This is a genomic window from Kribbella sp. NPDC048915, from assembly GCF_040649595.1.
In the GTDB taxonomy this organism is placed as follows: domain Bacteria; phylum Actinomycetota; class Actinomycetes; order Propionibacteriales; family Kribbellaceae; genus Kribbella.
Map to the genome: position 1 here is coordinate 21,925 of NZ_JBEZFT010000031.1, position 25,245 is coordinate 47,169.

Sequence of the window (25,245 nt, forward strand, 5' to 3'; positions counted from 1 at the left end):
AAAGGATATTTGCCGGTGAAAGGGTCCGATCACCGGACGATCTCCCGCGCGAGAGGATAGCGCTATGAGAGCCGTAGTACAGCGAGTCAGTCAGGCGTCGGTCACCGTGGACGGCACCGTGGTCGGAGCGATCGACGGGCCGGGGCTACTGGTCCTGCTCGGGGTCACCCACGACGACACCTCAGAGAAGGCCGCCGCGCTGGCCGCGAAGATCTGGACCCTGCGCATCCTCCACGACGAGCGCTCGGCCGCCGACGAGCAGGCCCCGATCCTCGCCGTCAGCCAGTTCACCCTGTACGCCGATACGCGCAAGGGCCGGCGCCCCTCGTGGAGCGCCGCGGCCCCGGGCCCCGTCTCCGAGCCGCTGTACAACTCCTTCTGCACCGCCCTGGAGAACCTCGGCGCCAAGGTGGAACGCGGTGTCTTCGGCGCCCACATGGACGTTGCCCTGGTCAACGACGGCCCGGTCACGCTGATCCTCGAGGCCTGAACCTCGACCGGAGCAGGACGACGCAAAGAACCGGCCCCCGGATCCGTGCGGGATCCGGGGGCCGGGGTTTCTGGGTCGGTGAGGTTCGACTCAGAAGGTGTTTGCTGAGGTCAGCCGACGACGCCGGCGGCCGAGTGGCCGACGATGACCTTGGTGTTCAGGCTGTAGACGTCGACGACCAGCGCGTTCACGGAGATGTACCGCTTCTGCCGCACGACCTCGTTGAAGGTCAGCTTGGCGACACCCGGGATGTCCAGGGTGGCGTTCTCGCCGGTCTTCACCGGGTAGACCTTGTTGCCGACCTTGATCGAGGCGATGCTCGAGGACGAGCTCACGCCGGCCTTGCCGTCCTTGGTCTTCCACGCCGAGGCCGAGGACTCGACCGCGCCGATGGACAGGTTGCCGACCTTCACACCCGCGACGTGCGAGGTGAAGTTGATGTAGGACTTGCCCTCGCCGATGGCGCCGTTCTTGGTGGTGTAGACACCGCCGACGTAGGCGACCTTCGGGATGTTCAGCTCGCCGACCGCGACCTTGACGGTCTTGCCCTCAGTACCCTGGCAGGTGGTCTGGAGCGACGTCGGGCCGGAGACGACCAGCTTGTCGGCCTGCGCCTTGGTGCCGTACGCGTCGCCGATCACCAGCGCGGTGGCCGGCTTCGAGATCTCGGCGCGGGTCTTCAGCACCGCGACGTCGACGCCCTGCGGGATGAACTGGTTCTTCACCGTCGCGTGCAGCACGACCGCCTGGGCGTACGAGTAGATGCCCGACGAGGTCTTCACGCCGCCGACCCGGTTCAGCACGATGTAACCGAGACCCGGAACGGCGATCTTGGTGTTCGGCTTCGGGTTGAGCAGCGACGGCACGTTGATCGCGCCGATCTGCACCGAGGCGAAGGTGGTGCTGCCGGTGTAGGACAGTTGGCCCTTCGAGTACTTCGCCGTCGTGGTGGTCTTCACGCCGGTCAGCTTGACCAGGTTGCCGACCTTGATGTCGGCCGCCGTCGCGGTGCTGGTGACGCCGGTGCCGCTCTTGTTGTTGAACGCGTGCGTGTCGGTCTTCACCGTCCGCGCGATCGCCTGCTCGTTCACGTTCGCCGTGGCGAGGTCGTTCTTGTCAGCCTTGTTCGAGTCCGTGGTGCAGCCGAACTTGCTGACGACCTGCGGGCCGCTGTTCGCCAGACCGGATTCGACGTCGGTGCCGTACGAGTAACCGCTGTATCCGAAAACCGGCGAGGCGGACGCCGAACCCGAGGTCAGCGCGATCGTAGAAGCTACGCCGACAACCGCCGCGACTCCGACGGCAGCGAGCTTCTTGTATCCGATGCGGGGTCGCATTGACCCCTCCTCCCTGAGTGATGACGTGACCCGAAGTGCGGGTCAGGACACAGACACAACTCAGCCGATTGCAGTAGGTGACGAGCCGACCCCGCTCCGAGACCAAACCGTTACCTTGCCGCTCGGTGCGCGAGATTTCCGGCCCGTACCCGTAACCCGGCCGCGATGACCGCAACGCCTTGCCCTGCAGGAGTTTCCCGGACATGCCGAAGGGCCCGGACGCGCAAGGTCCGGGCCCTTCGGTGCTTACCTTCAGGGTGGGCCACCTCGGGTAGTGGTGGCACCTTCAGTAACGAGCGACCGCTCAGACGGTGACGGCCACTTCCGCGACCTCGCCGTACTGGGCCACCACTTGCCGGTCCACCGGCTCCGCCTTCGGAGCCAGCGTGCGCAGCGTCCAGTTGCCCGGAGCAGCGAAAAACCGGAAATGACCGGTGGCCGAGGTCGGGACCTCGGCGGTGAACTCACCGGAGGAGTCCAGCAGCCGCACGTACGCGCCGCCGACCGGCTCGTCGCCGCGCAGCACCTGGCCCTGGATCACGGCTTCCTTGTCGACGTCGACGCCCTTGAGGTCGAGACCGCCCTTGGTCGCTCCGCACATGTCAGGCCTCCCCGGGCTCGTCGCCGAGGGCAACGGGTACGCCGACCAGCGAACCCCACTCGGTCCAGGAACCGTCGTAGTTCTTCACGTTCTGCTGGCCGAGGATCTCGTGCAGCACGAACCAGGAGTGCGCCGAGCGCTCGCCGATCCGGCAGTACGCGATGGTGTCCTTGCCGAAGTCGACACCAGCCTCGGCGTACAGCTGCTTCAGCTCGTCGTCGGAGCGGAAGGTGCCGTCGTCGTTCGCGGCCTTGCTCCACGGGATGTTCGCGGCGGTCGGGATGTGGCCCGCGCGCTGCGCCTGCTCCTGCGGGAGGTGCGCCGGCGCGAGCAGCCGGCCCGCGTACTCATCGGGGCTCCGGACGTCCACCAGGTTCTTCACACCGATGGCTTCCTCGACCTCGTCGCGGAAGGCACGGATGTTCAGGTCCGGGTCCTTGGCCTTGTACTCGGTGGCGTCGCGCTTGACGACCTCGTCGGTCAGCTCGCGGCTGTCGAGCTCCCAGCGCTTGCGGCCGCCGTCGAGCAGCCGGACGTCACCGTGCCCGTAGAGCTTGAAGTACCAGTACGCGTACGCCGCGAACCAGTTGTTGTTGCCGCCGTACAGAACGACCGTGTCGTCGTTCTTGACGCCGCGCTCGGACAGCAGCGCCTCGAACTGCTCCTTGTTCACGAAGTCGCGGCGGACCGGATCCTGCAGGTCGGTCTTCCAGTCCAGCTTGATCGCGCCGGCGATGTGGCCGGCGTCGTACGCCGAGACGTCTTCGTCGACCTCGATCAGGACGATCCCGGCGTCGTTCTTGTGCTCCTCGACCCAGTCGGCCGAGACGAGCGCGGATTCCCTGCTCATGTGTGCTGCCTCTTCTCAGTTGGTAGCGGTGGATGGCGTACGAATGCGGTGGATCAGCAGATAGGCCTCGCAGCCGAGGCAGAGCCCGACGGCCGCGTTCACGAACGCGGCGACCAGGGCGAATCCGGTGGCGACCACGCCCAGCACGGTGACACCGGTCAGGTACCCGATCAGACCGGCAGTCGCGAAGACGAGACCGACCAACTGGGCGAACCGCGGCGGTGCCGCGTCCTCCAGCTCCTTCGGCGGGCCCAGGCGGGGCCGGACCAACCGCTTGAACAACTGCCCGTACGGTGACGCCTGCACCCCGAACACGACCGAGACCGCGAACACCACGGCCTGTACCGCGAGCGGCCAGGGATTGTTCAGCACGAGCGTCAGCGCCAGGACGACGGTGGTCACGGCGGCCGCGAAGCGGAGCCCGCGGGGATCTACCTTGGCTGTCTTCTCGGACATGACGACTCCCGGAGGAGAGAAGGATGTCGAGCCGGACCCGCCCGGTGGTGCGGGGAGACGACGTACGCGGAACCGTGCTCAGCGACCGGTTCCGCAGCGCTCGGGACGCCGCCTGGTCAGCGGCGACGACACAGCGAAGAGCGCACACGGCAGTTGTCCACCGCGCGCCGCTTCGTCAGCCATGTCGTGTAAACCACGCCACGAGCGTACGGAACCCGGGCAGGCTCACTGCCCGTGGTCCCAATACATGAGACAACTGATCACATCACGGACGCGTGCGGATCACATTCGTGCCGGCGACCTTGTCGTGCAGGGCCTGCTTCTTGTCGTCCCAGAGCGGCCAGAGGTAGTTGAGCAGCAGCGCGAGCGAGGCGAACAGCCCGATCACCGGGATCGATCCGGCCAGGTACAGCGCCAGGTCGAGGCCGCAGCGCTTCGCCGCGGCGCCGCGCGGCGGGTTGCCGGGCGTGTCGCGCAGCCGGACCGCGATACCGAGCGCCATCTTGCCCGGCGTGGCGCCCTTCGCCACCAGGAACAGGTACTCGTACACGAACAGAACGAGGTAGCCGATCACCGATGCCGGTACCGCCCATTGGAGCACCTCGGGCGGCATCGAGGCAGGCGTCGTACTGCCGGCCCGGGCGGCCCCCATGATCTCCTCGAGCCAGCTGCTCATCGCCTGGCTGGATCGGTAGTAGAAGTATCCGGTCAGCGGAAGCGCGATGAACCAGGCGATGATCCCGTCGATGAACCGTGCGACAGCGCGACGCCACCAGCCCGACAGCGGGACGCCGTCCGGGGTCGTGGCTACCCCCTGCGGCTGGTAACCGTAGCCCTGCGGGGCCTGTGGGTACGACGGGTACGGCTGGAAGGCTCCCTGCTGCGTGATCCGCTGGCCGTACTGCGGAGCCGGCTCGGTCTGTTGCCCGTACACCTGCCCGTGCTCGGCGCGCTGGCCGTATCGCGGCAGGTCGTTGTGACCGAACTGACCCTGAAACGGTGGTGGGCCCTGCTGCGGACGACGCTGATCCGTCCAGGCGTTGCCGTCCCAGTACCGCTGCTGGGCCGGGTCCTCGGGGTCGTCGTACCAACCTGGTGCATGAGAGCTCACCGGCAAAGTGTTGCCTACCTGCCGGTCAATCCGCCATCCGATGGCAGCTACCGGACGGCGTCAGCTCGGCTGGTGCTCCATCGCGACGGCCAGTGCGGCGATGACGTCCGGTTTCCGGGGCGCTCCGCTGGCTCGCTTCACGACCGCTCCGGTGCTGTCCAGCACCAGCGTGGTCGGTGTCCGGAGGATGTCCAGCCGACGCACCAGCTCGAGGTGCGACTCGGCGTCCAGCTCGACGTGGCGCACCCCGTCGACCATGCCCTCGACCTCGGCCAGCGTCCGCCGGGTGGCTCGGCACGGCGCACAGAACGCCGACGAGAACTGCAGGAGCGTCGCCCGCTCGCCCAGCTCCGCGCCCAGCTCGGCGGATGTCACCCGCTCCACGTCGTCCTCGCTCTTCCCGCCCTTGTTGCGGAACCGTCCGTCGATCCAGGTCTTGAGCACGCTGAGCACCACACCGGCGACGACCGCCGCGACGAGTACCCACAGGCCCAGGCTCACAACTACCCACGGTACGGGGCCTGCTGCGGTATTCAACCGGCCGTTTCACTGACTGAGAAGCACCTGGGGATCGGCGGCGAGCTGGTGCTGCGAACGACCCGTGGGCCAGGGCAGGCAGTCGTCGCCGTCGCCCGGGTACCGCGGGACGACGTGCAGATGCAGGTGGTCGACGCTGCGACCCGACCCCGGACCGCTGGCGTTCAGCAGGCAGACGCCGGTCGCTCCGAGCCTGTCGACCATCCGCTGAGCGATGCGCTGCGCCAGATCCATCGCCTCAGCCAGGTCCCCAGGCGGTGCGTCCAGCAGACCGGCGCCGGTGTGCCGGCGCGGCACGACCAGCGTGTGCCCCGGAGCGATCTCCTCGCCCGGAAGCGGGAGGAACGCGACCGCCGCGTCCTCCTTGGCGATCCAGCGGGCCGAGTCGGCGGAGATCAGACCGCAGAACACGCAGGCAGCCATCCGCCGATTCTGTCCGGTCTAATGGGCTGTGTGGAGAGCGGAGTCGTGGTGCGGTCGGGAGTCGTGGTCCCGGAGTCCGAGCTGGCCTGGCGTTTCTCCCGGTCGAGCGGACCGGGCGGCCAGTCGGTGAACACCACGGACAGTCGCGTCGAGCTCAGCTTCGACGTGGCGAGTACGTCGGCGCTCAGCGACGTACTGAAGGCGCGGGCCCTCGAGCGGCTGCAGTCGCGCCTGGTGGACGGCGTCCTGACGATCGCCGCCTCTGAGTACAAGTCGCAGTGGCGCAACCGCGAGGCAGCACGCGAGCGACTGGCCGACGTACTGCGGGACGCGATCGCCCCGCCGCCCCGGAAACGGCGTCCGACGAAGCCGAGCAAATCGTCGGTACGACGGCGCTTGGACGCCAAGAAGCGCCGTGGCGAGACGAAGCGGCTGCGGGGCCGCCCCGACCTCTGACTCCTTTAAGCTTCCGCCGTGCAGGAAACGGGGAGCGGGGGGCAGGACGAGCCGGAGAAACTTCCGGAACTGCAGGACCTCAAGGTGCGGGGACGGTCGCTGCGGACCTGGGCGCTCAGCGCCGGCGCGGTGCTGCTGGCGATCTCGGCGGCGTTCGGTGGTCTGCAGAAGGCCGACGACGAGACACCGCGGGTCGAGGCCGGGACCGCGATCGACGCCGGTCAGTTCGAGGTCACGGTCCAGCGGGTCGTCACCGTCAAGGACCTCAAGCCGCTGTTCACCCCGGACGCGGGCGGCGCGCTGATCGCGGTCGTCACCAAGCTGAAGGTCACCGACGACACCGGGACCAGACCGCCGTCGGACCTGATCCGGCTGATCGGCGTCCCCGGCGTCAAGGACACCGACCCGCCGCTGGGCACCACCAACCTCCGCGACGCGACCATGCACCCGGTGCTCACCCCGGACGCCGCCGAAGACGTCGCGTACGTCTGGAAGCTGCCGAAGGCCACCGAACTGCCGAGCGAGGTCAAGCTGACCGTGCAGGGCTACGAGCACGACGAGGAATCGATCTTCGACCACCACGAGAAGTGGCGGCCCAACGCACTCGTCGCGGAAAGCACAGTCTCGGTGAAGGACAACAGCCGGTGAAGCGCAAGCTGCTGAACATCGCCCTGGCCCTCGCCGTGCTGGTCGCCATCGTCGGCCTGTACCGGCTGACTCCGACGCAGAAGGACATCCAGGACCCGACGCCGGTGCAGGGCATCCCCGGGCGCGCGGTCCACACTCCGCGCTTCGATCTGACCGTCGACAACGTCCGGATCGGCAAGAAGCTCCGCCTGCCCGGCTCGTCACAGGACCGCGACTCGCTGACCGCGTTCGTGGTCGTCGACGCCACCGTCAAGGCCAACCGCGAGCCGATCCACGTGACCGGCGTCAAGATCAGGTCGGCCGACGGCATCACCTACCTCGCCGCCAACCGCAACGGCTTCGACCGGGTCGACCTGACCGGTGCCGAGTTCGCGCCGGACATTCCGGTCCGCGGCGCCTTCGTGGTCGAGATGCCCGCGGAACAGGTGCCCGGGGCAACGTTGCTGGTGATGGAGAAGTCGATCATGAACGAACTCGAGCCCCAGGTCACCGTGCCGCTCGGCGACGGCGCTCCTGCCGTGCTGGACGTCGTTCCCTTGACCGCCGCGAGCGACACGTGAGCGGCGCGCGGCGGGCACGGCGTGGGTGGCTCGGCAAGAACTCGGTTGCGCTGGTGACGTTGGTGGTGGCGATCCCGCTCGCCGGGTGGTGGACCACACACAGCGACTACAGGTCCTGGTACAACTCCGAGCCACGTGATCCCGTGGAGGTGGCGGCAGCAGGTACGCCGTACAACGGGGCCACGTGGTACGGCGCTTCGGTGTCAGCGGATCCGCAGCCGGTGAAGCAGCGGCTCGGCGCGGATGCGCTGCCTGAGGGGACCACGCGGATCCGGGTGTACTTCCGGCTGCAGGTGGACGACCTGTCCGCGCTGGAGGGGCTGAGTGGGTGCCGGATGCACCTACGCGCGCCGGACGGTCGGGTGTGGGACGAGGATGCGCTGGCGAACGAGTACCAGGACCGTCCTACCGGCTGCACGGGTGGCACGGACGACAAGCTGTCGAGCTGGCGGGGTGCTGCGGCGCAGTACTACCTGAAGCCGGTGGCGGGGAAGCCTTTCGAGACAGTCGCCGTGTTCGTCGTACCGTCGTCCGTCGCTGACAGCGTGCAGCCGACGGTCACGTGGACTACGAAGCTCCCTCAGTACTTGGCATTCCCGAGGTAGCCGCGGACAGGTCGGTGACACCGTGGTCGCCGGCGGGCTGCTGGTGCACCGCGCGGGTCCGCGGCGTCAGGTAGCCGGCCAGGCCGCCGATCATGCGGTCGTACGCCGCGGCGAGCAGGCAGACCTGCAGCATGATCTTCAGGCCGTCGGTCACCAGGTGCAGTGGCTCGTCGACAACCAGCCAGAACTGCAGGGTGTGGGGGCCGAGCACCCACACCTTGAGCGCGATCCATACGGCGCTGGCCGCGAACGTCACCACCGCCCAGGCCAGGAAGTACCCCAGCATCGGCCGCAGCCCCGAGCGCACCACCAGCCGGAACGCGTCGACGACCGGCGTCCACCGGTCCTTCCAGTCGGCGACCACCGAGTTGCCTGCGGCACGGACGAGTCGCGGCGTCTGCTGCCAGCGGTGCGTGATGCGGTCGAACCGCCAGCGCGGGGTCTTCAGCTTCTGCACCACCCGGCCGTAGATGACCGCCGTCATCGTGATCCACATCAGCGGGAGCACCGCGGCGTCCCAGAGGTCGGCGATGCCCGCGCTGACGAAGCCGGTGATCGTGTCCCACACCTCGCGGACCTGGTTGACGCCGAGGATGTGGTCGAGCACCCAGGTGTAGGCGTCCTGCAGCCACTGCCAGACCTGGCGTTCCTTCAGCCACGTCATCGGCGGCGGGATGATCGACGTGGCCTGGTAGGCGACCACGAAGATCCACAGCGCCTCGAGGTACGTGACGAACAGCTTCCGTACCGGCCCTTCCTTCTCCTGCTTCCACTTCTTGAACGCGAACCGCAGCAGGTACGCCGATACCCCCAGGCCGAGGAACAACCAGGTGGACAGCGACTGCAACCCCTCCGACTGCTCGGGGACCGCACCGCCGGTCAACACCGTCGCCGCGACCTCGTTGGCCTTGTGCACCGCCAGTTGGTACTCGTAGTCGAGGGCTTCGCTCTGGAGGAACTTGTACGCGGCATAGAACGCCAGGAACGGGAGAAGCGCCGCCGCGAGCGCATCCAGCGGCTTGTGCTCGCGGCCGGGCTCTACCCCGTCCGGAGCGAGCATTCCCTCGGCGACCGCCCGCCGGTGGAACGGCAGCTCACTGCGGAGCACCAGGAACATGGCCACGTACATCGCCAGCGAGACCACGACCAGCAGCGCCAGCAGCGCGATGCCGGCCGCCTCAGCCTTGGCGCCCGCTTGCACAGCCAGCCACTGCACCCCGCGATGCGCCAACTGGGCCACCAGGAAGACGGCCAGCAACCGCGGCCAAGCCTTCCCGAACAGAACCCCCGCCCGCCCCACCGTGGTGAGCAACGTCCCCGACTCCATCGCCACGCAGGCAATGTACAGCCCGCAAAGTCCGCCGCAGCCGTGGGCGGAGGCTGGTGGGTCAGCCGCCGGCGAAGGGTGGGAGGGCGTCCACGCGGGCGCCGTCCTGGAGGGGTGCACTGAGGTCGACCCGCTCCCCGTCGACCAGGAACGTGCAGATCGACAGCACCCGCGCGAGCTCCGGCCGGCCGCTCGACACCGTAGCGACCAGGTCCCGGATCGACCCGGCCTCGGCCGTCGCGGACGACTCGCCCGCGGCGGCACGCGCGGCCGCAAAGTACCTGATGGTCACTTCCGGCATGTGGTCCGCGCCTCACTAATCGGTTAAGTCTCGGTTAGTATGTCAGCCTGCTGTTAAGAACCAGTGTGTCTCAGGCCCCCGGCAACGACGCCGTCGGGGCCTGACGTGCACGAGGACCGGATCACTGCTCCCGGATCCGACGATCAGCACAAGGAGACAGCGTGAGCACGTTGCTTCTGCTGACGAACGCACTGCAGGCCTCCACCGAGGTCCTGCCGTCGCTCGCCCTGCTCCCGCACCAGATCCGGATCCTGCCCGCGGAGGTCGCCGCGCTGGTGGACGCCCCGGACGCCGACGCCGTGCTGCTCGACGCCCGCCGCGACCTGGTCGCCGTCCGCAGCGCGTCCCGGCTGATCCGCACCACCGGCATCGACGTACCGCTGATCCTGGTCGTCACCGAGGGCGGTCTGACCGCGGTGAACGCCGACTGGGGCGCCGACGACGTACTGCTCGACACCGCGGGGCCTGCCGAGATCGAGGCTCGCCTGCGACTCGTGATCGGCCGTCTCGCCGCGACCCGCAACGAGGAGCCCGAGTCCACGCTGATTCGCAGCGGCGACGTCGTGATCGACGAGGCGTCGTACACGGCGAAGCTGAATGGCCGCGCGCTCGACCTCACGTACAAGGAGTTCGAGCTCTTCAAGTTCCTCGCGCAGCACCCGGGCCGGGTCTTCACCCGCGAGCAACTTCTCCAGGAAGTGTGGGGCTACGACTACTTCGGCGGTACGCGTACCGTCGACGTGCACGTACGCCGCCTCCGCGCGAAGCTCGGCCCCGAGCACGAGTCGCTCATCGGCACCGTCCGCAACGTCGGCTACCGCTTCGTGGTCCCACCGGCGAACACCCGCGAACCCGCCGAAGTCACCACCTGAGCCCACCTGGCGAGCTGCTTGACCGCCCCGCTACAGGAAGAACTTCAGCAGGGTGAATGCGAGCGCGGCCGCGGTGAGCAGCGCCGCCTTCCCGGAGCCGATGCCCTGCCGGGCCCCCGCGACGAAGACCCCGATCGTGATCGGCACCAGCATCACCAGCAGCGTGACGCCGGCCGCGTGAACCCCGACGTGCGACTGCAGCGTGAGGATCCACCCCACGACGAACGCGAACGTCAACCCGAGCCAACTGGTGATCTGCACCGGCCCGTCCGCGCTGCGATGCCCGCGGTGCGAGGCTCTGGGCGCCCGCCGGTGTGAGGTCGGAGCAACGTGTGCCATCGCTCACCTTCCGTAAGTACCTGAATACGCAAGGTACCAGCTCCTCACGGGAGAACGAAAAGCCGGTACGCCGCCGTAGCACGCTCGGCGTACCGGCCCTCGGTCAGTCAGATGCTGCGATCAGGAAGTCAGCGAGATCCGGTCGGTCGCGACCGGCGTGTACGGGTCGTGCGCCGTCAGATAGTTGGCGAACGCGTCGATGTCCAGCCCGCCGAAGAACTTGTTCGTCGCCGTGGTGAAGGCCGGGAAGCCGTCACCGCCGTCGGCCAGGAAGTTGTTCGTGACGATGCGGTACGTCGTAGCGTCCACCAGCGGCTGCCCGCCGATCATGACGGATCCTTCGACGACCTTCGACCCCGCCGGAGCGGCCGGGTTCCAGGTGTAGGTGATGCCCGCGACCTGGAGCACCTTGAACTTCGCCGGCTCGGGGCCGTTGACCCCGGAGAACTGCTGCTCGAGCAGCTCCTTGATCTGCGCCCCGGTCATGTCCATCGAGACCAGGAAGTTGTTGAACGGCTGCACGGTGAACGCCCGGCCGAACGTGACCTCACCGTTGTTCGCGATCAGGTCGGCGCGGATACCGCCCGGGTTCATGAACGCCGCGACCGGTGTCTTGCCGTCGGTCACCACGCTCGGGTCGGCGAGCTGCGCGTCGGCGATCAGGTTGCCCAGCGGCGACTCGAGCGAGTCGTCCGGCGTCCGCACCACCGACGGCGTGGTCAGGTGGCCGATCACCTTGTTCTCGATCGGGGCGACCAGTTCCTTGTACTTCGCGATCAGCTTCGCGGTCTTCGGGTCCTGCACGACGTCCCGGGTGACGATCTGGTTGGTGGCCAGTGTGTTCAGCCGGTCGACGTCGCCGGTCGCGTTGTCGATGCTCAGCCGGACCTCGGTGACCAGTCGACCGAACGACGACGCACTGGTGACGAGGCGCGGGTTGTTGTCCTTGTCGCGCAGCGTGCAGTTGTAGCCCTGGTGGGTGTGACCGGAGATGATCGCGTCGATCTCCGGGTCCAGACCGGCGTTGATGTCGACGATCGGGCCGGAGATGCCCGGGCAGCTGTTGTACGCCGCCGGGTCGGCCGGGAAGCCGCCCTCGTGCAGCAGCACGACGATCGACTCCACGCCCTTCTTCTTCAGCACCGGCACCAACGCGTTCGCGGTCTCGACCTCGTCGGTGAAGGTCAGGCCCTCGACACCGGACTTGGTCACGATGTTCGGCGTGTTCTCCAGCGTCATACCGATGAAGCCGACCTTCTTGCCGCCTTTGAAGGTCTTGATCGTGTAGGGCGCGAACAGGGTCTTGCGGGTGTTCTCGAAGAACACGTTGGCAGCCAGGTACTTGTACTTCGCGCCCTCGAACGGATGCTTGAGGTCCGGGCAGGAGTTCTGGTTGTTCTGGCCGTCGCCGTCGGGCAGGCAGCCGCCGGTCTGCATCCGGAGCAGCTCACGCCAGCCCTCGTCGAACTCGTGGTTGCCCACCGACGCAGCCTCGAGTCCCATCCCGCTCAGCGCTTCGACCGTCGGCTCGTCGTGGAACGCCGCCGACAGCAGCGGCGAGGCGCCGATCAGGTCACCGGCCGCGACCGTCATCGACTGCTGTCCCTTCGCCTTGGCAGCCGCCCGGAGGTCCTTCAGATGCGTCGCGAGATACGCGGCGCCGCCGGCCGGCACCCCGGCGATGTTGCCGCTCGAACCGCTCGGCGGCTCCAGGTTGCCGTGGAAGTCGTTGAGCGCGAGCAACTGAATCTGCGTATGCGTCGGCTTCGGCTTCTTGTCCTGCGTCGCGGCCCCTGCCTGGCTCACGGATCCCCCCGTGGCCAAGGCGAGCGCGACGGCCGTGCCGGCCGCGAGCAGCCCGATCGCCCGCCGTCCCCGTGACCGCGCCCTGCCTCGTCCTCTGCTGGCCATGTCTTCTCCGTCGTCGTCTCGGTCACCGCTGTTTGCGGTGCCGCGAAATCCTCCGCGGTTCCGCGAAAGTTACCCGCTGACGACGCGCTGTCGCCAGGACCTGAGCATGAACTCAACCGGACCTTTTACGGTATTCAGGTGACTCTTGAAGCCGTTCCCTCACCGTTGCCCTCGGCCACCGCTGCCGCCGTCACGGAACTCGCCCGAGCCGCAGCACAGAGCGACGGCGTCAACCCGCTGTCCGAACGCACCCTGCTACACCTCGACGGCGAGCATCCCGACGACCTGCACGTCCTCGCCTACGAAGGCGATCCGGGCACCATCGAGGTCTCCGGCCTGCAGAGCGCCCGCAACCTGGTCGGGTACGGCGCCTTGGCCCCCGACGGCTCGGCCGAACTCGTCGTCGCCCCGTCGGCCCGGCGCCAGGGCTACGGTACGGCGCTCCTCCGCATGCTGCTCGACCACGGCGGACGCCATGCCCGCGTCTGGGCCCACGGCCGACTGCCCGGCGCCGACGAACTCGCCAACCGCCTCAACCTCGAAGTAGCACGAGAGCTCTACTTCCTCCGCCGTACCAGGGCCGAACTCGCGGAACCCGTTTGGCCCGAGGGCATTTCGGTACGCACCTTCGTCCCCGGCGCAGACGACACCGCCTGGCTGGACGTCAACGCGGCCGCGTTCGCCGACCACCCCGAACAGGGCAGCTGGACCGCCGAAGACCTGACCGAACGCTTCCGCCAGCCGTGGTTCGACCCGAACGGCTTCTTCCTCGCCGTCGACGACTCCGGCATCGTCGCCGGCTTCCACTGGACCAAGATCGAGGACGGCGTCGGCGAGGTCTACGTTGTCGGCGTCTCCCCCACCCATCAAGGCCTCGGCCTCGGCAAGGCGCTGACCCTGCAGGGCCTCCAGTACCTCCAGAACACCCGCAACCTGGACGAGGTCGTCCTCTACGTCGACGGCACCAACACTGCGGCGCGCGCCCTCTACAAATCCCTCGGCTTCACCACCGCCGCCCTCGACGTCCAGTACGCCCCACGCCCCATGTGAACGACGCCACAAGCAACCCGCGCCGGCTTCCGCGTCATAAACCCGCACCCCACCCCGTCCCACCAGCAACCAGGAGCCGCCCGAGCCTCTAACCCCCCAGCCGGGCGGCTCCTGGCCTTGTCCACAGTTGCAGCTATTGACATAGAGACCTCCGCCCACAGCCCGTTACGATCGTGACGACTACGGAGGGCTGACAAGAGTGACACACCGCAACCGGCGATCCCGCTCCCTGGCACTGACCTGGCTGGCCGCCACCACACTCCTCACCGCCTGCGGCCCCGGCAGCCCAGAAGCCGGCACCCCAAACACCACTCCACCATCGGCGACGTCGTCAGCGACGGCATCGGTTCCAGCATCGACCGGCACAGCCATGCCTCCCGCCACCATCCCGGGAACAGTTCCAAGCCGACCTCCGCAGGCCGTTGGATCCACGCTCGCGGCAGGTGAAGCGTTTATTGCGTATTACATCGATCTGCTCAACTACGCATACACGACTGGCGACGTTGGCCCACTGATGGCGGCAAGCGACAAGGGCTGCGAAGGATGCAAAGGCATCGCTGATTACGCAAAGAAGGTCAATGCGAAGAACGGTGGACTTCAGGGCGACTACGGAGACCACCTGGTCGACGTAAAGGAGATCTATCGAGGCGAGGGCAACCGGATCGGAGGTTCAGCCGCACTCGCAGGCGGCTCGTATACGGAGCGCAGCTCTCCCGGCGCCTCCCCCGTATCGCACGAAAGCGCCAAGGGAACGCTGGAGTTCTCTCTCTCCGCGAGCGGTGGAAACTGGATCATGTACGAGATGCAGATCACTGAGTCATGACCAGGATCGCGCACGCAGCCGCCGTGGTTGTCGCAGTCGCCCTGTGTACGACGGGCCATCTTGCGCTTGATCTGCTGTCGAGTCGAGTGGAGGCGCACGCCAAGACTCCATCGCCGAAGGTTGAGGGGAAGCGGACGAGTTGGGGCGCCTCCCTCAAGGGCTCGTCGAAGAAGCCTGGACGACTCAAGCCCAAGAAGTTGACGCCAACACGGAACAGCGCCAAGCAGCCCCGTAAGAGCAAACCGGCCGCGATCGAGCCGCAGAGACCGCGACAGGTTAACCGCCAGGTAATCCGGATGAACATCGGCATCTGCGGGCGGATGCAACCAGACGGGACCGTGCCAGGGCCAGCGCGTTGTCAGCCCGGTGGCGACGATGAGCGCCGGGTTACGCTGCGGACCATTCCGCCGGAGATCGTCCGACCACGGCCTCAGGATGTCACGTGGGAAGAAGTACTTTCTGAAACCAAGAACATCATGTTTCCGGGGCTCGCGGTGAAGGTGCAGCCCAACGGTCGGACGTTGGTCAACCTCGACACGATTGTGTACACCGACGACAGCAAGGTCTCGAGTACGACTGTGACGTTGCTCGGCTTTCCTGTCGTGGTTGAGGCGACGCCGATCAGCTACACCTGGCGCTTCGGTGACGGATCGCCGGCGCTCACCACGAGTACGTCCGGGAAGCCGTACCCGGCGAAAGACATCACCCACAAGTACATGAAGCGCGGCGGAGTCCAACTCACCCTGACGACGAACTACGCCGCCCGTTTCAACGTCGCCGACACCGGCTGGCAGTACGTCGACGGGACCGTGCCCATCACCGGACCAGCAACACCCCTCCAGGTGCGAGAGGCGGTACCCGTTCTCGTTGATCCCGGCCGGTGAGACATCGTGACCCACCAGCGCACTTATTGCTGGGCCATCTGATAGCTGGCACAGCTCCTGCCTCATGCGAGGCCAGTACCACGAGCGATGAGCCCAACGGTGGCCAACCCACAACGCGAGTTCACCCTGGCTCCTCGAGAGGGCTCCTGGATCATGCGTGCGACCGCGCTGGAGTCGCAATGAACGCGGAGGCAGCCCGACGCGTGAACCTCGTGACACGAAGCATCGGCCGCTCATCGTGCTGCTGGGCTGCATCATCTTGACATCTGTGCTGACGGCTTGTGCTTCAGGCAGCGCTGACGCTGGTGGATCGACAGTTGAGCCAAGGGCTTCGACCACTGCCACGACCTCGCTCCCGGCAGCTCCGCGCGCCCGTCCGCCGCGAAGGGAGGGAGTCTCGCAGCAGGCAAGGCGTTCATCGCGTACTACGTGGATCTTCTCAACTACTCGTACGGAACGGGTGACTCTGACGCGCTGTTGGCAGCCAGCGACAAAGGCTGTATCGGCTGCAAGGCTGTCGCGGATTACACCAAGAAGGCCCCGCCCACCGTCACGCTGCTGAGATGTGGGCACGGCCAGTCGGAATGCCTCGACAACTTAGTCGCGGGCTGGTGATGAGTGGCTGGGTCGGATCAGGCGGTCGAGCGAGGTGTTCGGCCGGCGGCTGCCTTGGCCGAGCTTGGGGTTGCGCGCGACGGCGCCTGCCGGTGGGGCTTGCTGGGCGAGGAAACGGAGGCCGTCCAGTGTGTCTTGGCGAGCGGTGGGCGCGGGCCGAGTCGGCTCACGGTCGCGGGATGTGCCCGAGTGGTCGTGAGCGGGGCGCGGGCCAGGCAGGCGATAGTGACGCCGGATCTCGTCGATCTTGGCGTCAAGATTCGAGCGGATTTCGTGGGCCACGCGGTGGCCGGTAGCAGCCGGGGCACTATGGAGCGTTGGCCAGTGGTCGTGGAGCATCGAGCCGATGAGCGTGGCTCTGATCGCCCGCTGTTCGGTTTCGTCACGGCGTACCAGTTCACTCAGACGGTTCTCGACGATGGCCTTCGCAAACTTGTCGAAATGCATTAGGGCAGGGCCGCGACAGGCGTCGTTGATCAGGGCATGCTTCAGGTAGGCGGGGCCGGTGATGTGATTCATCAGATCACGCGTAGCGGTGAAGGCTCCGGCGTACTGGGGGTCACCGAGCGGCGGGGCCCCGTACCCTGCTCGGTCTGCGAAAGCGTCGAAGTCAGCGAAAGTCCGAACCTCGGCGAAGCCCACCATCAGTCCACGCGAATGCTCGGTCCACACAGCATTCGGCTCGTTTGGCGCCATGACGTGCATGGCGGCGTGCGTCGCCTGGTACAGCACCGTGGCCAGCGCCTCAGCCTGATCGTCGGCGTGAGCCTGCGCACGCGATCCCGTCAGGTAGCGCAGGACTCGGCGTTCGGACAGCCGGAGATCGCCCGTCTCCGGGTGGAGACCGCCGAGGTTGTCCGAGTTCGTCGCGTACAGCGCTCCGTTCCAGCGGTCCGCTGCCGTCGGACGGAGGGATCGCGCGAGTCCGTAGAGGCGCGCGACCTCTTGATAGGCGAATGAGTCCCTTGGCACGCGCTGATCGGCGTCCACGGTCAGCCGCGAGGCCAGTCACCGCGGAGCGTGGTCTCCAGGTACTCCAACGCTCGTGTCATCCCCCGGATATGTGGGGCCTCGTCAACGGGTGCTCGGTCGGCGATCGCCCAGATCTCGCGCCGGGCCTTGGCGAGCGCGTCGGCCTTCTCCGCATCCGTTCCCTTGAATGCGAACGCCTCGGCGTGGATGGCGCCGGCTTGGTGGTAGAGGGGCCCGTATTCGCGGGGTGGCGGGGACGGGGTGGTGAGTTTGTCGATCATGCGGAGCGCCCATGCACGGTCGTCGCCGTCTGGTTCGCCGGCGATCATGGCTCGGAGAAGTTGCTGCGCACCTGGTACGTCGAAGTTGGGGTCGGCGTCACGCTGATCGCGAGCCTCCGCGTAGGCCGTGTTGAAAGCTACGACGTCCATGAACCCCACTCCCTGAGAACTGTTTGCTGACTGAACGCAACGCTATCCGCGAAGGGCCGGATCTCGCGGGAGTTATCCACATGGCTCAGTCGCGGGCTCGATCAGGCCGCGCAGAGAGATTGGGGGACGAGGTGGTGCGGCGGGCGCCTTGGGTGAGGGTTTGGGTGGGCTCCGGCGCTCGTCGATGCGGGTTGGACGGCGAACGGGGCGAGGGCGTCCTGGTGGACGGCGTCGGTCACCCCTCGCTTCGGCGAGCGCGTCCGCCTTCTCCTCGTCCGTGCCCTCGACCGTGAACGCGGCCGCGTGGATCGCTCCGGCTTTGTGGTAGAGCGGGCCGTACTCCCTCGGAGGAGACGGCGGCTCGGCCAGGTCCTCGATCATCTGCAGCGCAATAAGCGCGCTCCTCACCGTCGGGTTCGTCCGCGATCAGCGCTCGCAGTCCTTGCTGCGCCGGCGCTAGATGATTGATGCATGGCCCGCAGGTGTGCACGCTCGACAGTTCGTATGGTGCAGGGCGGGTCTGTTCGGTGTCTGATTCACGCTCAGCTACGGCCCCTGGCACGGGAGACCTCCTGTCGACCTGACACACGCCACACGCCACACGCCACACGCCACAGCCCGCCGACCAGATCGCCCACCGGCAACGACGCGGCGCGGCCGGTGGCCGTCCGCCCGCTTTCGACCCACGGCCTACAAGGGCCGCAACGTCGTCGGACGGTCCTTCAATGACCACAAGCGACGGCGCGGACTGGCCACCCGCTACGACTCGCCTCCATCTACCGAGGCGGCGTCGTCCTACGCGCCATCACACTCTGGCTTCGCGAAGATGGAGACACGCCCTACTCGCGGGTTCGCTCTGGGCGGTTGGGGGACAAGGTGGCGCGGTCGCCGTCGGGCGCAGTGCGGCCGCGACACGGTAGAGGCGTTGGACTTCGCGGTAGATGGCCGAATCAGGGTCGATACGGCGCTCGAGGTCCATCGTCAGTCTCGAGGCCAGCTCGGTTCACGGAGCTCGTTCTCGATGTGTTCCAGGGGGCGGGTCATCGCGCGGATGTGGGGTTCTTCGTCGTGAGGGGCGCGGTCGGCGATCGCCCAGATTTTGCGGCGCGCTTCGGCGATGGCCGCGGCCTTCTGCTCGTCGGTCCCCTCGGTCGGGTACGCCGCGGCTTGGATGGCGGCGGCTTCGTAGTACAGCGGGCTCCACTCGCGTGGTGCCGGTCGTGGCTCGGCGAGTTTGTCGATCAGGCGGAGCGCCCAGGCACGGTCCTCGCCGTCCGGCTCGTCGGCGATCAGGTCGCGGAGCTTGTGCTGCGCAGCGGCCAGATTGAAGTCCTGGTCGGTCTCCTGCTGATGCCGCGCCGCCGCGAAGGCGGAGTTGAACCGCGCAACGTCGAATGCCATGGAACTCCGATCAGGTCGCTCACTCGACGATCACGATAGCGGCGGTCAGCAGGACGCCGCTGGAGTTATCCACAGAGGGTGGATTTGAGGTGGGTGGTGAGGTGGGTTTGGGCGGCTCGGGTGGTGCCGGGGACGGTGAGGAGGTTGGCGTAGCCGTGGACGAGGGAGGGGTGGTGGGCGTGGGTAATGGTGTTGCCGGCTGCTCTGAGGGCATCGGCGTACTCGATGCCCTCGTCGCGGAGGGGGTCGAAGCCGGCGGTGGTGAGGTAGGTCGGTGGGAGGCCGGTGAGGTCGTCTGCGCGCAGGGGGCTGACGATCGGGTCGGGGCGGAGGGTGGGGTCGGGGGTGTAGAGGTCGCGGTACCAGATGATGTCGGCCTCGGTGAGGATGAAGCCTTCGGCGAAGAGGTCTCGGCTGGGGCGGCGGGCGACGAGGTCGAGGGCCGGGTAGAGGAGGACCTGCAGGGCCGGCTGGGGCAGGCCGCGGCGGACGGTCTGCTGGGCGACGACCGCGGCGAGGTTGCCGCCGGCGCTGTCGCCGCCGACGGCGATGCGGTGGGGGTCGACGCCGAGGTCGGCGGCGTGGTCGACGGCCCAGGTGAACGCGGCGATGGCGTCCTCGGCGGCCGTCGGCGCGGGCGCTTCCGGGGCGAGGCGGTAGTCGACGGACAGGACGCGGACGCCGGCGTCGACGGCGATCGCGCGGCAGAGCGCGTCGTGCGTACCCAGATCGCCCACGACCCAGCCGCCACCGTGGAAGAACACCAGCAGAGCGCGAGCGTCCGGGGACGGAACGTACAGGCGGGAGCCGAGTTGACCGTCGGCACCACGGACAGTCAGCTCGGTGACACGCTGCACGTCGACCGGCGTACCGGGGATGAGCTTGCACAGGTTCCGGAAGCGGGTGCGGGCCGTCGCGGCGTCGGTCTTGGTTGTAGCGGGCAACAAGTTGTCGATGCGGAGCAGCAGCTGTACGTCGGGGTCCAGCGTGTTGCCGTCGATCTGGATCGGGGCGCCGGCGAGGCGTCGGCGGACCCCGGCGGGCAGTGCGTACAGCGGGGTGAGGGAGTTCGCTTGGGCAGCGGTCACCGCGTCGCGCAGTACAGAATCCAGTCGCAGGTTCACAAGGCGTGACGCTAGCAAGTCCCGCTGCGAAACAGTGCTCACAGGCGGCCGAAAACGTCACATCGGCAACGCGCGGACGGCTACCCCTTGTTCACCAAAGGATGGGATCCTGAAGGGGTGGCTGGAGACCTGCTGGCATCCCACAACCGTGAGTACGACGTCGAGCCGCCGTACGACATCAGTGCGGCCGGCGACCTCCCCGTGGACCGTTTCTCGGACCGGGAGCTGAGCTGGCTCGCGTTCAACCAGCGGGTCCTGGAGCTGGCCGAGGACGAGCGGATTCCGCTGCTCGAGCGGGCCAAGTTCCTGGCGATCTTCGCGAACAACCTGGACGAGTTCTACATGGTCCGGATCGCGGGTCTCAAGCGCCGGATCGCGGCCGGCGTCGCGGTCAAGGCGGCCAGCGGGCTGCTTCCCCGCGAGGTCCTCGACCGCAGCCTGGCGCGGAGCCGGGAGCTGATGGATCGGCACGCGGAGACCTGGCGGAAGTCGGTGCAGCCCGCGCTGACCGAGGAGGGCATCGACATCCTCCGCTGGGACGAGCTGGAGCACAGCGAGCGCGAGGAGATGACCCGGTTCTTCCGGGAGCGGGTGTTCCCGGTCCTGACACCGCTCGCGGTCGACCCGTCACACCCCTTCCCGTACATCTCCGGCCTGAGCCTGAACCTCGCCGTCGTCGTCCGGAACCCCGACACCGGCGGTGAGCACTTCGCCCGGGTGAAGGTGCCACCGCTGCTGCCGCGGTTCGTGATGGTCGCCGATGGTCGGTTCGTACCGCTCGAGGACGTCATCGCGACGCACCTCGGCCAGCTGTTTCCGGGGATGGAGGTCATCCAGCACCACACCTTCCGGGTGACCCGCAACGAGGACCTCGAGGTCGAGGAGGACGACGCGGAGAACCTGCTGGCCGCCCTCGAGAAGGAGCTGCTGCGCCGCCGGTTCGGGCCGCCCGTCCGGCTCGAGGTCGAGGAGTCGATCGACCCGCAGGTGAAGGCGCTGCTGCTGACGGAGCTGGGCGTCACCGAGGCCGAGGTGTTCGAGCTGCCCGGTCCGCTCGACCTGCGTGGGTTGTTCACCATCGCCGGTTTGGACCGTGCCGAGCTGAAGTATCCGGGCTTCGTCCCGTCGACGCATCCGCACCTGGCGGAGGTGGAGACGTCCAACCCCGCGGACATGTTCCACGCGCTCAAGCAGCGCGACGTCCTCGTCCACCACCCGTACGACTCGTTCTCCACGTCGGTGCAGCGCTTCATCGAGCAGGCCGCCGCGGACCCGCACGTGCTGGCGATCAAACAAACGCTGTACCGGACCAGTGGCGACTCCCCCATCGTGGACGCGCTGATCGACGCTGCCGAGGCCGGCAAGCAGGTGCTGGTCCTGGTAGAGATCCAGGCGCGCTTCGACGAGCAGGCGAACATCAAGTGGGCCCGCCAGCTCGAGCACGCCGGCTGCCATGTGGTGTACGGCGTGATCGGTCTGAAGACGCACTGCAAGCTGTCGATGGTCGTACGCGACGAGCCCGACGGACTGCGCCGCTACGCGCACATCGGGACCGGCAACTACCACCCGAAGACAGCACGCATCTACGAGGACCTGGGCCTGCTGACCAGCGACAAGGTGGTCACCGAGGACGTAGCACTGCTGTTCAACCACCTGTCCGGTTTCGGGCGCTCTGCCGGCTACCGGCGGATTCTGGTCGCTCCGCAGTCGGTACGGCGTGGGCTGCTCGAGCGGATCGGCCGCGAGGTGCAGCACCACCTGGCGGGCCGCCCGGCGCGCATCCGGATCAAGGTGAACAGCCTGGTCGACGAGGCCCTGTGCGACGCGCTGTACCGGGCGTCGCAGGCCGGCGTACCGGTGGAGCTGTGGATCCGGGGCATCTGCACGCTGCGGCCCGGCGTACCGGGTCTCTCGGAGAACATCCAGGTCCGCAGCATCCTGGGCCGCTTCCTCGAGCACAGCCGGGTGTTCCTGTTCGAGAACGGCGGTGAGCCGGAGGTGTGGATCGGGTCGGCCGACCTGATGCACCGCAACCTGGACCGCCGAGTCGAGGTGCTCGTGCAACTGAAGCAGCCGGACCACATCGCCGAGCTGGGTGAGTTGTTCGACCTGGCGATGGACGACACCACCGGCTCGTGGTGGCTGCAGCCCGACGACACCTGGCAGCCCATGCTGAGCGGCCCGGACGGTGAGCCGCTGCGCGACCTGCAGGACCGGCTGATCGCGACGCGAGGCCGCCGCCGCGCATCCGACGCAATCAGCTGACCACGTCCTACAGTGAAGGTATGAGCGTCCCGGCGACAGTTATCGCCGCGGGGGGTGTCGTGTGGCGGGAGCGCCGCGGCACCAGGCAGGTGTTGCTGGTCCACCGGCCACGGTACGACGACTGGTCGCTGCCCAAGGGCAAGCTCTACCCCCATGAGCACGTGCTGCTGTGCGCACGCCGTGAGATCGAGGAGGAGACCGGGCTGCGGGTCGTCTTCGGTCCACCGCTCGGCGTGCAGCGGTACGAGGTCCGCAAGAACGGCGGGACCGCGCCGAAACTGGTCCACTACTGGTCCGCCCAGCCCGTCGACGGGACCGCCTTCGAACCCAACGACGAGGTCGACGGCATCACCTGGTTCCCGGTCGACGAGGCGCGCGAGAAGCTCAGCTACCCGCGCGACCTGGACATTTTGGACCGTCTGGACCGCGTTCTGCCCGTTGTCGCCACAGTCGTCGTACTGCGGCACGCCCAGGCAGTGAAGCGGAAGGACTGGGACGGCAAGGACACCCTGCGCCCACTGTCCAGCTCAGGTATGGACGTGGCGCAGCGGCTGGCCAGCGTACTGGAGGCACTTGGGGTCGATCGGCTCATCAGCAGCGACGCGGAACGGTGCGTGGCGACGGTCACGCCGTACGGCGCACTCATCGACCGCCACATCCATCTGTGGCCGGAGATCTCCGAGCGCGGCTACGAAGCCGACCCAGACGGGATACGCGGCCTGGCCGAGCGGGTGTGGAAACCGGGTCGGGTGACCGTCATCTGTTCGCACCGGCCGGTGCTGCCCGCGCTGACCAGGGAACTCGGGCTGAAGGTCGGGAAGTTCGCCACCGGCGCGCTGCTGGTCGCGCACCGGCTGGCCGACGGGCGGATCGTTCAGGAACGCTTCCACTCCCCGTGAGCAACCGGTGCGACACGGCTCGGTGACGATCGAGGCACAGCCGACGGGCCGCTCGGGTGACACTGGAGGTGACGGGTATGTTCCTACCCGAGGAACCGGCGCCCCACCGGGTGCCGCTCTGAGGAGAGGTTCGGGGCGCACCATGACGATGATGCGAGAACTGACACTGATCGGGATCCGGATGGAATCACCCAACCGGGCCCCGGTGATGATGCTGCGGGAAACCGAGGGCTACCGCTACCTGCCGATCTCGATCGGTTCGGTCGAGGCGACCGCGATCGCCTACGAGGAGCAGGGCCTGCGTCCGTCCCGCCCGCTCACGCACGACCTGATGCGGGACCTGATCGAGGCGTTCGGTGTGAGCATCGAGGCGGTGGAGATCGTCGAGCTGCGGGACGCCGTGTTCTACGCCGAGCTCGTGCTGGAGAACGGCGCCCGCGTGTCCGCCCGGCCGAGCGACTCGGTCGCCCTCGCGGTCCGCCTCGGTACGCCGATCCGCTGCGCCGAGGAGGTCCTGCGCGAGGCCGGCGTCGCGACACCCGAGGACGAACAAGCCGAACTCGAACGCTTCCGCCAATTCCTCGACGAAGTCGCCCCCGAAGACTTCTCCAGCTGACCCCCACCAGCAGTGCGCTGAGAGCTACCGGCTGGCCGGCGTTGTCGACGGAGCGTGACGACTGGTGACGGAGTTCACCTGATGGCTGCCTGACGGCATGCCGGGTGTCGCGCAGGCTACCTGAACCGTTCACCGGTCGTTCACCGGCGACGGGCCGGGCGGTCACCTGGTCTCCCTACCTTCTGTGGAAGTTCAGAAGTCTGATTCCCGCAGAAGGGCAACACTCTCGTGTCCGTCAACCGCCTGTTCCGCGCCGGCTCCGTCGCCGTGGCGTCCCTCGGCGTCCTCGCTCTGAGCGCCTGCGGCAGCGACCCCGAACCGTCGGGTTCGTCGAGTCCCGACGCGTCGACGTCCGCGGCCGCCGCCGACTGCCCGCAGGGCACGTTGAACGCCGAGGGGTCCTCGGCGCAGAAGAACGCCATCGAGGAAGTCATCAGCAAGTACAACGAGCAGTGCGCCGATGTCACGGTGAACTACAACCCGACCGGTTCCGGCGCGGGCATCAAGCAGTTCACCGCGAACCAGGTCGACTTCGCCGGTTCGGACTCGGCGCTGAAGCCGGACGAGCTGGCCGCGGCCACCAAGCGCTGCCAGAACAACCCGGCGATCGACCTGCCGATGGTGATCGGTCCGGTGGCGATCGCCTACAACCTCGACGGTGTGGACAAGCTGGTCCTCGACGGCGCGACCGCCGCGAAGATCTTCCAGGGCACGATCAAGACCTGGAACGACCCGGCGATCGCGACGCTGAACCCGGGCGTGACGTTGCCGTCGGCACCGATCTCGGTGTTCTTCCGCTCCGACGAGTCCGGCACCACGGAGAACTTCACCAAGTACCTGAAGGCTGCCGGCGGTGGCGCGTGGACCGGTGAGCCGGCCAAGAAGTGGACCGGCACCGGCGCCGGCAAGGAGAAGTCGGCCGGTGTCGCCGAAGGTGTGAAGAGCACCACGAACTCGATCACGTACGTCGAGTGGTCGTACGCCGTGGACAACAAGCTCGGCGTCGCGCAGATCGACACCGGCTCGGGCACCCCGGTCGAACTGTCGGCCGAGTCGGCCGGCAAGGCGCTGGCCGCTGCGCAGCCGGCCGGTTCCGGCTCCGACCTGGCTCTGAAGCTGGACTACGCGACCAAGGCCCCGGGTGCCTACCCGATCATCCTGGTCACCTACGAGATCGCCTGCACCAAGGGCCTGCCGGCCGAGAAGACCGCGCTGGTGAAGAGCTTTCTGAGCTACTTCGTCAGCAAGGAGGGCCAGGCATCGCTGACCGAGCTGAACTACGCGCCGCTGCCGGCCGAGATCCAGACCAAGGTCGAGGCCGCGATCCAGGCGATCAGCTGA

The 25,245-nt window shown here is 67.7% G+C and carries 28 protein-coding genes and 1 pseudogene; 14 read left to right on the plus strand and 15 right to left on the minus strand.

Annotated features, from left to right (window positions below; all coding sequences use genetic code 11):
- Window positions 1-64: 64 nt before the first annotated feature.
- Window positions 65-490, plus strand: a complete 426-nt coding sequence (gene dtd / locus AB0B82_RS17915) for a D-aminoacyl-tRNA deacylase (protein ID WP_360169032.1) — start codon at window positions 65-67, stop codon at window positions 488-490.
- A gap of 110 nt (window positions 491-600) precedes the next feature.
- Here dtd and AB0B82_RS17920 read toward each other — a convergent pair whose 3' ends face one another.
- The 7 genes from AB0B82_RS17920 to AB0B82_RS17950 form a co-directional block, all read right to left on the minus strand.
- The gene (locus AB0B82_RS17920) at window positions 601-1,827 is read right to left on the minus strand and encodes a choice-of-anchor P family protein (protein WP_360169035.1); all 1,227 of its coding nucleotides are present in this window, start codon (window positions 1,825-1,827) and stop codon (window positions 601-603) included.
- A 304-nt stretch (window positions 1,828-2,131) separates the two neighbouring features.
- Window positions 2,132-2,428 (minus strand): DUF1416 domain-containing protein, encoded by a 297-nt coding sequence (locus tag AB0B82_RS17925; RefSeq protein WP_360169038.1) that lies wholly within the window; start codon window positions 2,426-2,428, stop codon window positions 2,132-2,134.
- Window position 2,429: 1 nt separating this feature from the next.
- Window positions 2,430-3,278, minus strand: coding sequence for a sulfurtransferase (locus AB0B82_RS17930; protein ID WP_360169041.1), 849 nt, complete (start codon window positions 3,276-3,278; stop codon window positions 2,430-2,432).
- A 15-nt stretch (window positions 3,279-3,293) separates the two neighbouring features.
- The gene (locus AB0B82_RS17935; protein WP_360169044.1) at window positions 3,294-3,734 is read right to left on the minus strand and encodes a DUF4395 domain-containing protein; all 441 of its coding nucleotides are present in this window, start codon (window positions 3,732-3,734) and stop codon (window positions 3,294-3,296) included.
- Between the two features lie 265 nt (window positions 3,735-3,999).
- A complete protein-coding gene (locus tag AB0B82_RS17940) occupies window positions 4,000-4,845 on the minus strand; it encodes an RDD family protein (protein WP_360169047.1) in 846 nt (281 codons plus the stop codon).
- Between the two features lie 60 nt (window positions 4,846-4,905).
- Entirely contained in the window at window positions 4,906-5,346 is a 441-nt protein-coding gene (locus tag AB0B82_RS17945; RefSeq protein ID WP_360169050.1) for a thioredoxin family protein, read from the minus strand.
- Window positions 5,347-5,391: 45 nt separating this feature from the next.
- On the minus strand, window positions 5,392-5,805 hold the full coding sequence (locus AB0B82_RS17950) for an HIT domain-containing protein (protein WP_360169053.1): 414 nt from the start codon (window positions 5,803-5,805) through the stop codon (window positions 5,392-5,394).
- A 21-nt stretch (window positions 5,806-5,826) separates the two neighbouring features.
- Here AB0B82_RS17950 and arfB point away from each other — a divergent pair, with 21 nt between their 5' ends.
- Genes arfB through AB0B82_RS17970 form a run of 4 tightly spaced genes read left to right on the plus strand, consistent with a single transcriptional unit; the run spans window position 5,827 to window position 8,074 of the window.
- A complete protein-coding gene (arfB, locus tag AB0B82_RS17955) occupies window positions 5,827-6,261 on the plus strand; it encodes an alternative ribosome rescue aminoacyl-tRNA hydrolase ArfB (protein WP_360169055.1) in 435 nt (144 codons plus the stop codon).
- Between the two features lie 18 nt (window positions 6,262-6,279).
- Window positions 6,280-6,909, plus strand: coding sequence for a hypothetical protein (locus AB0B82_RS17960; RefSeq protein ID WP_360169058.1), 630 nt, complete (start codon window positions 6,280-6,282; stop codon window positions 6,907-6,909).
- Window positions 6,906-7,469 (plus strand): hypothetical protein, encoded by a 564-nt coding sequence (locus AB0B82_RS17965; RefSeq protein ID WP_360169061.1) that lies wholly within the window; start codon window positions 6,906-6,908, stop codon window positions 7,467-7,469. Before AB0B82_RS17960 ends, AB0B82_RS17965 begins: the two co-directional genes overlap by 4 nt.
- Entirely contained in the window at window positions 7,466-8,074 is a 609-nt protein-coding gene (locus AB0B82_RS17970; protein ID WP_360169064.1) for a hypothetical protein, read from the plus strand. Before AB0B82_RS17965 ends, AB0B82_RS17970 begins: the two co-directional genes overlap by 4 nt.
- Here the strand turns inward: AB0B82_RS17970 and AB0B82_RS17975 are convergent.
- Window positions 8,037-9,401 (minus strand): hypothetical protein, encoded by a 1,365-nt coding sequence (locus AB0B82_RS17975; RefSeq protein ID WP_360169188.1) that lies wholly within the window; start codon window positions 9,399-9,401, stop codon window positions 8,037-8,039. The genes AB0B82_RS17970 and AB0B82_RS17975 overlap by 38 nt on opposite strands.
- Before the next feature lie 61 nt (window positions 9,402-9,462).
- Complete coding sequence (locus tag AB0B82_RS17980; protein WP_360169067.1) at window positions 9,463-9,702, minus strand: MoaD/ThiS family protein; 240 nt, start codon at window positions 9,700-9,702, stop codon at window positions 9,463-9,465.
- Window positions 9,703-9,863: 161 nt separating this feature from the next.
- On the opposite strand from AB0B82_RS17980, the gene AB0B82_RS17985 reads away from it, so the two are divergent.
- Window positions 9,864-10,574: a response regulator transcription factor gene (locus tag AB0B82_RS17985; RefSeq protein WP_360169069.1), complete on the plus strand. Its 711-nt coding sequence runs from the start codon at window positions 9,864-9,866 to the stop codon at window positions 10,572-10,574.
- Window positions 10,575-10,604: 30 nt separating this feature from the next.
- On the opposite strand, the gene AB0B82_RS17990 is transcribed toward AB0B82_RS17985, so the two are convergent.
- Window positions 10,605-10,913, minus strand: coding sequence for a hypothetical protein (locus tag AB0B82_RS17990; protein ID WP_360169072.1), 309 nt, complete (start codon window positions 10,911-10,913; stop codon window positions 10,605-10,607).
- Window positions 10,914-11,033: 120 nt separating this feature from the next.
- Window positions 11,034-12,719 carry a bifunctional metallophosphatase/5'-nucleotidase gene (locus AB0B82_RS17995; RefSeq protein ID WP_360169075.1) on the minus strand — a complete coding sequence of 562 codons (1,686 nt, stop codon included), beginning with the start codon at window positions 12,717-12,719 and terminating at the stop codon, window positions 11,034-11,036.
- Between the two features lie 243 nt (window positions 12,720-12,962).
- Between AB0B82_RS17995 and mshD the strand changes: the two genes are divergently transcribed.
- The 4 genes and pseudogenes from mshD to AB0B82_RS18015 all read left to right on the plus strand — a co-directional run.
- The gene (gene mshD / locus AB0B82_RS18000; RefSeq protein WP_360169077.1) at window positions 12,963-13,874 is read left to right on the plus strand and encodes a mycothiol synthase; all 912 of its coding nucleotides are present in this window, start codon (window positions 12,963-12,965) and stop codon (window positions 13,872-13,874) included.
- A gap of 199 nt (window positions 13,875-14,073) precedes the next feature.
- The gene (locus tag AB0B82_RS18005) at window positions 14,074-14,697 is read left to right on the plus strand and encodes a DUF6318 family protein (RefSeq protein WP_360169080.1); all 624 of its coding nucleotides are present in this window, start codon (window positions 14,074-14,076) and stop codon (window positions 14,695-14,697) included.
- The gene (locus AB0B82_RS18010) at window positions 14,694-15,581 is read left to right on the plus strand and encodes a PKD domain-containing protein (protein WP_360169083.1); all 888 of its coding nucleotides are present in this window, start codon (window positions 14,694-14,696) and stop codon (window positions 15,579-15,581) included. The genes AB0B82_RS18005 and AB0B82_RS18010 overlap by 4 nt, the downstream gene beginning before the upstream one ends.
- A gap of 381 nt (window positions 15,582-15,962) precedes the next feature.
- Window positions 15,963-16,196: pseudogene (locus tag AB0B82_RS18015) on the plus strand (DUF6318 family protein); the annotation flags it as partial.
- Here the strand turns inward: AB0B82_RS18015 and AB0B82_RS18020 are convergent.
- From AB0B82_RS18020 to AB0B82_RS18035, 4 genes are all read right to left on the minus strand, one after another.
- Window positions 16,179-17,186 (minus strand): hypothetical protein, encoded by a 1,008-nt coding sequence (locus tag AB0B82_RS18020; protein ID WP_360169086.1) that lies wholly within the window; start codon window positions 17,184-17,186, stop codon window positions 16,179-16,181. The pseudogene AB0B82_RS18015 and the gene AB0B82_RS18020 sit on opposite strands and share 18 nt — an antisense overlap.
- 2 nt (window positions 17,187-17,188) lie before the next feature.
- Window positions 17,189-17,599, minus strand: coding sequence for a hypothetical protein (locus tag AB0B82_RS18025; RefSeq protein ID WP_360169089.1), 411 nt, complete (start codon window positions 17,597-17,599; stop codon window positions 17,189-17,191).
- Window positions 17,600-18,580: 981 nt separating this feature from the next.
- Complete coding sequence (locus AB0B82_RS18030; protein WP_360169092.1) at window positions 18,581-19,000, minus strand: hypothetical protein; 420 nt, start codon at window positions 18,998-19,000, stop codon at window positions 18,581-18,583.
- Between the two features lie 65 nt (window positions 19,001-19,065).
- The gene (locus tag AB0B82_RS18035; protein ID WP_360169095.1) at window positions 19,066-20,124 is read right to left on the minus strand and encodes an alpha/beta hydrolase; all 1,059 of its coding nucleotides are present in this window, start codon (window positions 20,122-20,124) and stop codon (window positions 19,066-19,068) included.
- A 177-nt stretch (window positions 20,125-20,301) separates the two neighbouring features.
- On the opposite strand from AB0B82_RS18035, the gene AB0B82_RS18040 reads away from it, so the two are divergent.
- From AB0B82_RS18040 to pstS, 4 genes are all read left to right on the plus strand, one after another.
- On the plus strand, window positions 20,302-22,389 hold the full coding sequence (locus AB0B82_RS18040; protein ID WP_360169191.1) for an RNA degradosome polyphosphate kinase: 2,088 nt from the start codon (window positions 20,302-20,304) through the stop codon (window positions 22,387-22,389).
- Window positions 22,390-22,409: 20 nt separating this feature from the next.
- On the plus strand, window positions 22,410-23,288 hold the full coding sequence (locus AB0B82_RS18045) for an NUDIX domain-containing protein (protein WP_360169098.1): 879 nt from the start codon (window positions 22,410-22,412) through the stop codon (window positions 23,286-23,288).
- 151 nt (window positions 23,289-23,439) lie between these two features.
- Entirely contained in the window at window positions 23,440-23,904 is a 465-nt protein-coding gene (locus AB0B82_RS18050; RefSeq protein ID WP_360169194.1) for a bifunctional nuclease family protein, read from the plus strand.
- Window positions 23,905-24,132: 228 nt separating this feature from the next.
- The gene (gene pstS, locus AB0B82_RS18055) at window positions 24,133-25,245 is read left to right on the plus strand and encodes a phosphate ABC transporter substrate-binding protein PstS (protein WP_360169101.1); all 1,113 of its coding nucleotides are present in this window, start codon (window positions 24,133-24,135) and stop codon (window positions 25,243-25,245) included.

Excerpts from the sequence above, each read along its gene's own strand:
- dtd (WP_360169032.1), top strand. The coding sequence starts at position 65 with ATGAGAGCCGTAGTACAGCGAGTCAGTCAGGCGTCGGTCACCGTGGAC.
- AB0B82_RS17920 (WP_360169035.1), bottom strand. The coding sequence starts at position 1,827 with ATGCGACCCCGCATCGGATACAAGAAGCTCGCTGCCGTCGGAGTCGCG.
- AB0B82_RS17925 (WP_360169038.1), bottom strand. The coding sequence starts at position 2,428 with ATGTGCGGAGCGACCAAGGGCGGTCTCGACCTCAAGGGCGTCGACGTC.
- AB0B82_RS17930 (WP_360169041.1), bottom strand. The coding sequence starts at position 3,278 with ATGAGCAGGGAATCCGCGCTCGTCTCGGCCGACTGGGTCGAGGAGCAC.
- AB0B82_RS17935 (WP_360169044.1), bottom strand. The coding sequence starts at position 3,734 with ATGTCCGAGAAGACAGCCAAGGTAGATCCCCGCGGGCTCCGCTTCGCG.
- AB0B82_RS17950 (WP_360169053.1), bottom strand. The coding sequence starts at position 5,805 with ATGGCTGCCTGCGTGTTCTGCGGTCTGATCTCCGCCGACTCGGCCCGC.
- arfB (WP_360169055.1), top strand. The coding sequence starts at position 5,827 with ATGGGCTGTGTGGAGAGCGGAGTCGTGGTGCGGTCGGGAGTCGTGGTC.
- AB0B82_RS17975 (WP_360169188.1), bottom strand. The coding sequence starts at position 9,401 with ATGGAGTCGGGGACGTTGCTCACCACGGTGGGGCGGGCGGGGGTTCTG.
- AB0B82_RS17980 (WP_360169067.1), bottom strand. The coding sequence starts at position 9,702 with ATGCCGGAAGTGACCATCAGGTACTTTGCGGCCGCGCGTGCCGCCGCG.
- AB0B82_RS17990 (WP_360169072.1), bottom strand. The coding sequence starts at position 10,913 with ATGGCACACGTTGCTCCGACCTCACACCGGCGGGCGCCCAGAGCCTCG.
- AB0B82_RS18010 (WP_360169083.1), top strand. The coding sequence starts at position 14,694 with ATGACCAGGATCGCGCACGCAGCCGCCGTGGTTGTCGCAGTCGCCCTG.
- AB0B82_RS18025 (WP_360169089.1), bottom strand. The coding sequence starts at position 17,599 with ATGGACGTCGTAGCTTTCAACACGGCCTACGCGGAGGCTCGCGATCAG.
- AB0B82_RS18030 (WP_360169092.1), bottom strand. The coding sequence starts at position 19,000 with ATGGCATTCGACGTTGCGCGGTTCAACTCCGCCTTCGCGGCGGCGCGG.
- AB0B82_RS18045 (WP_360169098.1), top strand. The coding sequence starts at position 22,410 with ATGAGCGTCCCGGCGACAGTTATCGCCGCGGGGGGTGTCGTGTGGCGG.
- AB0B82_RS18050 (WP_360169194.1), top strand. The coding sequence starts at position 23,440 with ATGCGAGAACTGACACTGATCGGGATCCGGATGGAATCACCCAACCGG.